Raw genomic sequence first — 5924 nt, forward strand, 5'->3', positions numbered from 1 at the left:
TCCGAGGTGAGTGAAGACGGCAATCTCCACTACGCCCGGAGGTCCATTCACGATCAACAACCGGTAGCAGGCGTGTCACCAACCTCCCGGCCGAGTACAGCTAGAGCTTCTCCACCGGCGCGTACCGCAGCAGCAACCGCTTCGGCTTGATGTCACCGAAGTCGATCGTCGCCTCGGCGTTCGCGCCCGTGCCCTTGACCGCCATCACAGTGCCGAGCCCGAACTGGTCGTGCGTGACCCGGTCCCCGACCGCCAGCTGGGCGACCGGCCTCTCCGAGGTACGGCGGGTGGCGAAACCGGATGCGCCCGAGGCCGCGGAGCGCGAGCGGGACGAGGACAGCGAGGCTGCCACACCGGACGCCGGGCCGGAGGAGACCGGCGAGGACGCACCCGTGCGCTTCCAGTCCACGTGCTGCGCCGGGATCTCCTCCAGGAAGCGGGACGGCGGGTTGTATGACGGCTGCCCCCACGCGCTGCGCATCGACGAGCGCGTCAGATACAGCCGCTCACGCGCGCGCGTGATGCCGACGTAAGCCAGGCGCCGCTCCTCCTCCAGCTCCTTGGTCTGGCCGAGGGCGCGCATGTGCGGGAAGACGCCGTCCTCCATGCCGGTGAGGAAGACGACCGGGAACTCCAGTCCCTTGGCGGTGTGCAGGGTCATCAGGGTGATGACGCCGGAGCCGTCCTCGTCCTCGTCGGGGATCTGGTCGGAGTCGGCGACCAGCGCGACCCGCTCCAGGAAGTCGGAGAGCGAGCCGGACGCCTCCCCCTCCGCCGACTCCTGCTCGAACTCCAGGGCCACGGCCGCGAGTTCCTGGAGGTTCTCGATACGCGTCTCGTCCTGCGGGTCGGTGGAGGCCTGCAACTCGGCGAGGTACCCCGTGCGTTCGAGCACTGCCTCCAGGACGGTGGCCGGGCCCGCGCCGGACTCGACGATCGTACGGAGCTCCTCCATCAGCGTGTTGAACCGCTTGACGGCGTTGGTCGACCGCGCGGCCATGCCGTACGCCTCGTCGACGCGCTTGAGCGCCTGCGGGAAGCTGATCTTCTCGCGCTGGGACAGGGCGTCGATCATCGCCTCGGCGCGCTCGCCGATGCCCCGCTTGGGGACGTTCAGGATCCGGCGCAGCGGCACCGAGTCCTCCGGGTTGGCCAGCACCCGCAGGTACGCCAGGACGTCCCGGACCTCCTTGCGCTCGTAGAACCGAACCCCGCCGACGACCTTGTAGGGCAGGCCGACGCGGATGAAGACCTCTTCGAAGACACGGGACTGAGCGTTCGTCCGGTAGAAGACGGCGACATCACCCGCCTTCGCGTCGCCCGCGTCCGTCAAACGGTCTATCTCGTCGGCGACGAACTGCGCCTCGTCGTGCTCGGTGTCGGCGACATAGCCGGTGATGCGCGCGCCCGCGCCCGCGTTGGTCCACAGGTTCTTGGGGCGGCGCGACTCGTTGCGCTCGATGACCGCGTTGGCGGCGGTGAGGATCGTCTGCGTGGAGCGGTAGTTCTGCTCCAGCAGGATGGTCGTCGCGTCCGGGTAGTCCTCCTCGAACTGGAGGATGTTGCGGATCGTCGCGCCGCGGAAGGCGTAGATCGACTGGTCGGCGTCACCCACGACGCACAGCTCAGCGGGCGGGATGTCGTTCTCGCTGGGCGGTACGTCGACCGGATGCTCACCGGTCCCGACCAGCTCGCGCACCAGCGCGTACTGCGCGTGGTTGGTGTCCTGGTACTCGTCCACCAGCACATGGCGGAAGCGACGGCGGTAGTGCTCGGCGACGTCCGGGAAGGCACGCAGCAGGTTGACCGTCGTCATGATCAGGTCGTCGAAGTCGAGGGCGTTGGCCTCCCGCAACCGCGACTGGTACATGGCGTAGGCCTGGGCGAGGGTCTTCTCGAAGCCGTCACTCGCCTGAGCGGCGAAGTCCTCCTCGTCGATCAGCTCGTTCTTCAGGTTGCTGATCTTGGCGCTGAACGACTTGGGCGGGAACTTCTTCGGGTCGAGGTCCAGGTCCCGGCAGACGAGCGCCATCAGCCGCTTGCTGTCGGCGGCGTCGTAGATCGAGAACGACGACGTGAACCCGAGCTTCTTGCTCTCTCTGCGCAGGATGCGCACGCACGCGCTGTGGAAGGTCATCACCCACATCGCGTTCGCGCGCGGGCCGACGAGCTGCTCGACGCGCTCCTTCATCTCACCGGCGGCCTTGTTGGTGAAGGTGATCGCGAGAACCTGCCCCGGGTGCACATTCCGCTCGGCCAGCAGGTGGGCGATGCGATGGGTGAGCACGCGCGTCTTTCCGGACCCGGCACCGGCCACGATGAGCAGCGGGCTGCCGGAGTGGACGACGGCGGCGCGCTGGTTGTCGTTCAGCCCCTCCAGGAGCGCGGCCGCGTCGAGGGCCGGGCGCGGGGCGCCGTCGCGGTAGTAGGCGTCCCGGTCCGGAGGCACGTCGAACTTCCCGCCGAACAGATCGTCCGGAACCGGCTCCGGAGAGTGATCGTCCTCGGGCGGCGGCGGCTGTTCTTCCTCGTGGGCCCGTGGGGCCTGGAGGTCCGCCAGGAAGCTGTCGTCAAAGAGGCTGCTCATCGCTCTCCGAGTCTAGGGCGCCCCACTGACAGTCCGCGGCCACCCCGAGAACATCGCCTGTTTCAAACCCGGATGATCTTGCAGATCCGACCACCCCCACCACCTTCTCCCCCTCCCTCACCCTCCACACCCCTCCCGTCACGATCCGCAACCGACCCGAAACCGGACTTCCCGCCGAGGATCCGGACGCCCACCGCCGGCCAAAAGAGGCTGAAGGTGATCGAAAGCCGACACTCAACCCAAAATGATCACAACTCTCCGCAGACTCACACCCATCGACCACAGTTCGCAGCGCCCTGACTCAAGGTCACGAAAATGTATCGGGCATATCGAACATCAACCTTCACAGGGGCCACACGAGTTGGCTACCGTGCCGGACAGGCCGTACGACCCCCACCGGCGAACGTCGCCGGGCCGCACGGCCTCCGCCGAGTCCGGTGCGCCGCCGCGCAGCCGGAGCCGGGGACCCACCGAACTTTGGGGTGAATCGGCCCGACCCCACCCAGGGACAGGCCGTAGGGCAACCCTTCCGGACCACCCGCCCGAACCCGACAGCTAACTCGGTAGGCGGAGTACGGAAGGAGTCGCCTCCCTTGGCGTCGCACCGCAAGTCGCGTCCCGCGGGTACGCGCGTAGCAGGCATACGGACCCCCGCCCTCGCCACGGCGGCCCTCACCTCCGTGGCCCTGCTGTCCCAGACGGCCAACGCGAGCCCCTCGGCGGACGACAGGCCGAGCCTCGAAGAGGTCGAGAAGAAGGTCAACGACCTCTACCACCAGGCGGAGTCGGCCACCGAGAAGTACAACGCGGCCAAAGAGAAGACCGCGAAGCAGCGCAAGCGCGTCGATACCCTCCTCGACGACGTCGCCCAGCGCACCCAGAAGCTCAACGACGCGCGCGAGGAACTCGGCCGCAACGCCGCCGCCCAGTACCGCACAGGAGCCGCCGCCCCCGACACGGCGACCTTCCTCCTCGCGGACACCCCGCAGGACTACTTCGACCAGACCCAGCTGATGGACCGCATGACGGGACGTCAGAAGGAAGCGGTCGACGACTACTTCACGCAGCAGTCCGCGACGATGAAGAAGCGCCAGGAGGCCACCCAGAGCCTCGAGGCGCTCACCGAGTCGCAGAACGACCTGCAGACCGCCAAGTCCACCGTCCAGAAGAAGCTCTCCGACGCACGCGAACTGCTCTCGAAGCTGACGGCGGAGGAGAAGGCCCGCCTGGCCGCGATCGAGAAGCGCAAGCAGGAGGAGGCCGCCCGCAAGGCGGCGGAACTGGCCCGGCAACAAGCGGAGGCCGAGGCCGAGCGCCAGCGCCAGGAGGCGGCCCAGGAGCAGGAGACCACCGAGCCGCCGTTCGACTCGAGCGCCTCGGACTCATCCTCCTCGGACTCATCCTCCTCGGACTCATCCTCCTCGGACTCCTCGTACGCCACCAAGGCCGAGAAGGCCCTCGCCTTCGCCCGCTCCCAGATAGGCAAGCCCTACGTCTGGGGCGCCACCGGCCCCGACTCCTACGACTGCTCCGGCCTCACCCAGGCCGCCTGGAAGGCCGCGGACGTCGACATCCCCCGCGTCACCTACGACCAGGTCAACGCCGGCACCACGGTCCCGCTCTCCAGCGCCCAGCCCGGCGACCTGGTCTTCTTCTACGACGACGTCACACACGTGGGCCTCTACATCGGCAACGGCATGATGATCCACGCCCCCAAGCCCGGCACGTATGTCCGCGAGGAGTCGATCTACTACGACGGGGAGTCGTCGATCCACAGCGTGGTCCGCCCGGCCTGACGCCACGCTGTAGGGCCGCTTTAGACCTGTCGGATTCTCAGCGATCTGTCGTCAACTTGTCGCCTACGACAGATCGCTGAGAATCGCTCCGTAGAGTGATTCTCAGCTACTCACAGCATTCTTGCGGTCCTCGGGCGTATCCGCAGCTTAAGCGACTGGAACAGGCAGGATGGCTCACCAGCCGCCCAGAGATCGAGGAGTCCTGGTTCGGGCGCGCACCCGCCGGCTGCGGCCCAGGCCGCCGCCGCACCTACTACTCCTTCACGCCTGAAGGAGTCCGTGCCGCAGCCCATGAAATCCAGCACCACAAGAAACGACCTCCCTCACGATCCAAACGGCTTTAGAGTCCGCTTCATGCATGCCGATCAGCTCAAGACCTCGTCGAAAAGATGGATGACTGCGGCACTCGCAGCATTCTCCGAGGGGCCGGAGTCATACGACTTCGCCGTTCACCACGCTGGGATCGCCGCCGAGCACCTACTGAAGGCATATCTCGCGAGCCTCCACCCTGCACTGATAGTCGAGGCCAGAGACTTCGACTCACTGCTTCACGCCACAGGTCACCCCGCCCACGCATCAGCCCCAGCGAGTCGAGTGAAGACGATCGGCCTGGTGGAGGCCCATGCACGAGTGCACAAGATCCTGCGCAGCCAACTCCCGGTCGGCAAGCAGGCCCTTGACCCCGTCGCGAACGCACGCAACGGCGTTGCTCACAGCGGCATCCATGACGTCGCCGAGGTTCAGACAGTCTTCACCACATGCCTCCGACTGATCGACCCGCTGCTCATCGAATTGAAGATCGATCCGGATACCTACTGGGGTGATTACCGGTCTCTGCACGACAGGCTGATCGAGGAACGTGTCCGGGCCGCCCGCATTCGGCTGGAGGTCAAGCTGGCCAAGTCCCGCGCCATCTTCGAACAGCGCTATGGACACCTGGGGACGAACGAGCGGGAAATCGTGCTTGCCACGATCACAAAGCACTCGCATGTCTATATGGAGCACAACGAAGAAAGGCCCTGCCCTGCCTGCGGCTCGAAGGGCTGGCTCATCGGAACCACCCATGTCGACTCAACGAACGAGCCCGTCGTGGTATTTACGCCTTACGTGTTCGCCTGTTCAGCCTGCGACCTCGACGTCGAGAATGAGGAGTTCTGGGAACTTGGGGATCTCAGTGACGAAGTCGTACTCGACGACCCGCCAGAAGTCTTCTACGAAAACTGGGAGCCGGACTACGACTTCGTCCCCGACGACCCCGAAGACCCCACGATCGATGCAAATTGGGAACCAGACGAAGACAGCTATCGGGACAGGTGACTCCACCTTAGACCTGTCGGATCCTCAGCCATTCACAGCGTTCTTGCGCTCCCCGGGCGCATGGGAGGGCACTGCCCATGTGCAGTCTCGGCCGAGATCACCTTCTGTGTCGCTGCTTCTGCAGGCGTTACTCAGGTTGAATTGGCGATGTCCGGGCTGTGGTGACGGGTCGTGATCCCTGCGGTACGACGTCCTCATGCGGTACGCGCAAGGGGGCGGGCTGA

3 protein-coding genes and 1 riboswitch are annotated in these 5924 nt (G+C 66.1%); of the genes, 2 read left to right on the top strand and 1 reads right to left on the bottom strand.

All coding sequences use genetic code 11. The features are described 5' to 3' along the window. Positions 1-100: 100 nt before the first annotated feature. The gene (gene pcrA / locus ADL12_RS19005; protein WP_062703862.1) at positions 101-2587 is read right to left on the bottom strand and encodes a DNA helicase PcrA; all 2487 of its coding nucleotides are present in this window, start codon (positions 2585-2587) and stop codon (positions 101-103) included. Between the two features lie 416 nt (positions 2588-3003). Further along, positions 3004-3172: riboswitch (cyclic di-AMP (ydaO/yuaA leader) on the top strand. Positions 3173-3180: 8 nt separating this feature from the next. Between pcrA and ADL12_RS19010 the strand changes: the two genes are divergently transcribed. Together ADL12_RS19010 and ADL12_RS19015 are read left to right on the top strand one after the other, a co-directional pair. Next, entirely contained in the window at positions 3181-4383 is a 1203-nt protein-coding gene (locus ADL12_RS19010) for a C40 family peptidase (protein ID WP_062703863.1), read from the top strand. Between the two features lie 354 nt (positions 4384-4737). Next, positions 4738-5700 (top strand): hypothetical protein, encoded by a 963-nt coding sequence (locus ADL12_RS19015; RefSeq protein WP_063806685.1) that lies wholly within the window; start codon positions 4738-4740, stop codon positions 5698-5700. The last annotated feature ends 224 nt before the right edge of the window (positions 5701-5924 follow it).

The sequence above is a fragment of the Streptomyces regalis genome (genome assembly GCF_001509475.1).
Taxonomy (GTDB): Bacteria; Actinomycetota; Actinomycetes; order Streptomycetales; family Streptomycetaceae; genus Streptomyces; species Streptomyces regalis.

What these genes read in the sequence shown, in the direction of transcription:
- pcrA (WP_062703862.1), bottom strand. Translation starts at nt 2,587, where the DNA reads ATGAGCAGCCTCTTTGACGACAGCTTCCTGGCGGACCTCCAGGCCCCA.
- ADL12_RS19015 (WP_063806685.1), top strand. Translation starts at nt 4,738, where the DNA reads ATGCATGCCGATCAGCTCAAGACCTCGTCGAAAAGATGGATGACTGCG.